This is a genomic window from Ruminococcus sp. CAG:330 (genome assembly GCF_000437175.1).
Lineage (GTDB): Bacteria > Bacillota > Clostridia > Oscillospirales > Ruminococcaceae > Ruminococcus_C.
On the sequence record NZ_FR898005.1, the window covers coordinates 1 to 2,292 of the forward strand.

Sequence of the window (2,292 nt, forward strand, 5' to 3'; positions counted from 1 at the left end):
GTGATTTATGGGCGTTTTGACAAATGTACGGATTTTTCAAACAAGCCCTAGATAGACGCCTATGAACACGAGCTCTCAGGCATCGTACAGCTGGTTTTTCCGGAATCCGGTTTCCGCTGCCACCGCCTTGCACGCCTGCGTCCGCTTCTCGCCGCCGGCAATGCGCTGGCGCACCATCTCGCACGCCTCCTCCAGCGACACCGCCGGTTTTTCCCGGGGCACTGCGCCGGCGACCACCAGCACAAATTCCCCACGGGGCGGCGTCTGCTGGTAAAACGCCACGGCTTCCGCCAGCGTGGTGCGGCGCACTTCCTCATGCACCTTGGTCAGCTCCCGGCACAGCGAGATCTCCCGCTCGCCCCCGAAGCATTCCAGCATGTCCCCCAGCGTGCGGCAGAGTTTGTGGGGGGCTTCGTAGAACACCATGGTGCGCTGCTCCTCCCGCAGGCTCTCCAGATGTGCCCTGCGCTGGCTGGCGTTGGCGGAGAGAAACCCCTCGAATGTAAACCGTGCCGTGTGCTGTCCGGACACTGCCAGCGCAGCAATCACGGCGCTTGGGCCGGGCACGACCTCCACCGGAACGCCCTGTTCATAGCACAGCTGCACCAGCGGTTCGCCGGGATCGGAGATACAGGGCATGCCTGCATCCGTGACCACACCGCAGGATTCGCCGGCAAGCAGCCGGCTGACGATGTTCTGGGCGATGTTCTGCCCGCTGTGCTCGTGGTAACTGAGGGCAGGCGTGTGGATGTCGAAATGGGACAGCAGTTTTCGTGTCACACGGGTGTCCTCCGCTGCAATGAAATCCACCTCCTCCAGCAGGCGCAGCTGGCGCATGGTGATGTCCTCCAGATTGCCGATGGGCGTGCCGATGATATATAGTGTACCGCTCATAACCGCTCTCCTCTCATACCTCTTCTACCAGATTGCTGATCCAGACACCCCTGCGAATCAGGACGTAGCCCACCAGCACCTTGATGAGATCCGCTGCCTGCACGACGGCATAGACCGCCAGAATCGGCAGCGCTGTCAGATGGCACAGCAGCAGCGCCATGGGCACGGGAATCAGCCATGTATACACACTGTCAAACAGGAACGTCACCAGCGTTTTTCCGCCGGAGCGCAGGGTAAAGTACAGGGCATTCAGAAAGCCCTGCACAGGGAAAAACAGCGCTGTGATCACAATGAACCACTGCCCGTACTGCTGCACCTGCGCCGTGGTGTCGTAGAGCTTGGGAAACACACCGGATACGCACACCAGAATCACGGTCAGACCCAGACTGACGGCACCGGTGAACCACATCAGATGGAACGCATCTTTTTTTGCCTTTTCATACATAGATGCGCCCAGTGTCTGCCCGATGAGAATGCCCACCGCTGAACCAAGGGCGACAAATACCACATTCAGCAGATTGCACAGAGCGTTGGAGATGTTCAGTCCGGCGACGATCTCCAGCCCTCTGGTGGAATAGCACTGAGTCAGGGCAGCGATACCGCCGGCCCACAGAAATTCGTTGAAAAAGATGGGCAGTCCCTTCCGCACCACCTTTTGCGCCAGCTGCTTCGGCACACGAAATGTCCGGTAGATGCCCTGTAAGAACACATGCTTCTTCCGGCAGGCGTGCGCCCAGATGACCACAATGCCCATCTCTGCCACACGTGCCAGCACGGTGGCAATGGCAGCACCACGCACCCCCAGCTTCGGCATACCGCAGTTGCCGTAAATCAGCATGTAGTTCAGCACCACGTCCACGGCCACCGAGGCAACGCCAGCGACCATCGGCTTGACGCTGCTGCCGGTTTCCCGCAGGCTGCTGGCGTAGACCTGCGTCACCACAAAGAACGGCAGCCCGATGAGCATGATGTGCAGATACTGTTTGGCGAACGTCATGGTCAGTCCGGCGTCCACCGTGGCGCTCTTCCCGTGGAGATACAGCCCGATGAGGGTGTCGTCCCCCAGCAGAAAGACCAGCAGTCCGCCGATCAGACACAGGGTAGTGATCCAGCCCTTGATGCGGAATGTGTTCTGAAAGCCCTCCAGATTGTGCTGCCCGTAGTACTGGGCGCCGTAGATGCCCGGGCCGGAGAGTCCGCCGAAAATCGCCAGGTTGAACACAAAGATCAGCTGGCTCGCAATGGAAACGGCGGTCATCGCCTCCGTCCCCTGACTTCCTACCATGATGTTGTCCACCAGACTCACCATATTGGTGATGCCGTTCTGGATCATCATGGGAACGGACAATTGCAGTGCCCGTTTATAGATTTGGTTTTTCACAATATTCCTCCAATGTC

At 59.0% G+C, this 2,292-nt stretch carries 2 protein-coding genes; both read right to left on the reverse strand.

The genetic code is table 11. The annotated features are described in order from the left end of the window. Positions 1 to 75: 75 nt before the first annotated feature. Positions 76 to 894: a 16S rRNA (cytidine(1402)-2'-O)-methyltransferase gene (gene rsmI / locus QZL66_RS01935; protein ID WP_022410080.1), complete on the reverse strand. Its 819-nt coding sequence runs from the start codon at positions 892 to 894 to the stop codon at positions 76 to 78. Between the two features lie 13 nt (positions 895 to 907). Then, the gene (locus tag QZL66_RS01940) at positions 908 to 2,275 is read right to left on the reverse strand and encodes an MATE family efflux transporter (RefSeq protein WP_022410081.1); all 1,368 of its coding nucleotides are present in this window, start codon (positions 2,273 to 2,275) and stop codon (positions 908 to 910) included. Positions 2,276 to 2,292 lie beyond the last annotated feature (17 nt).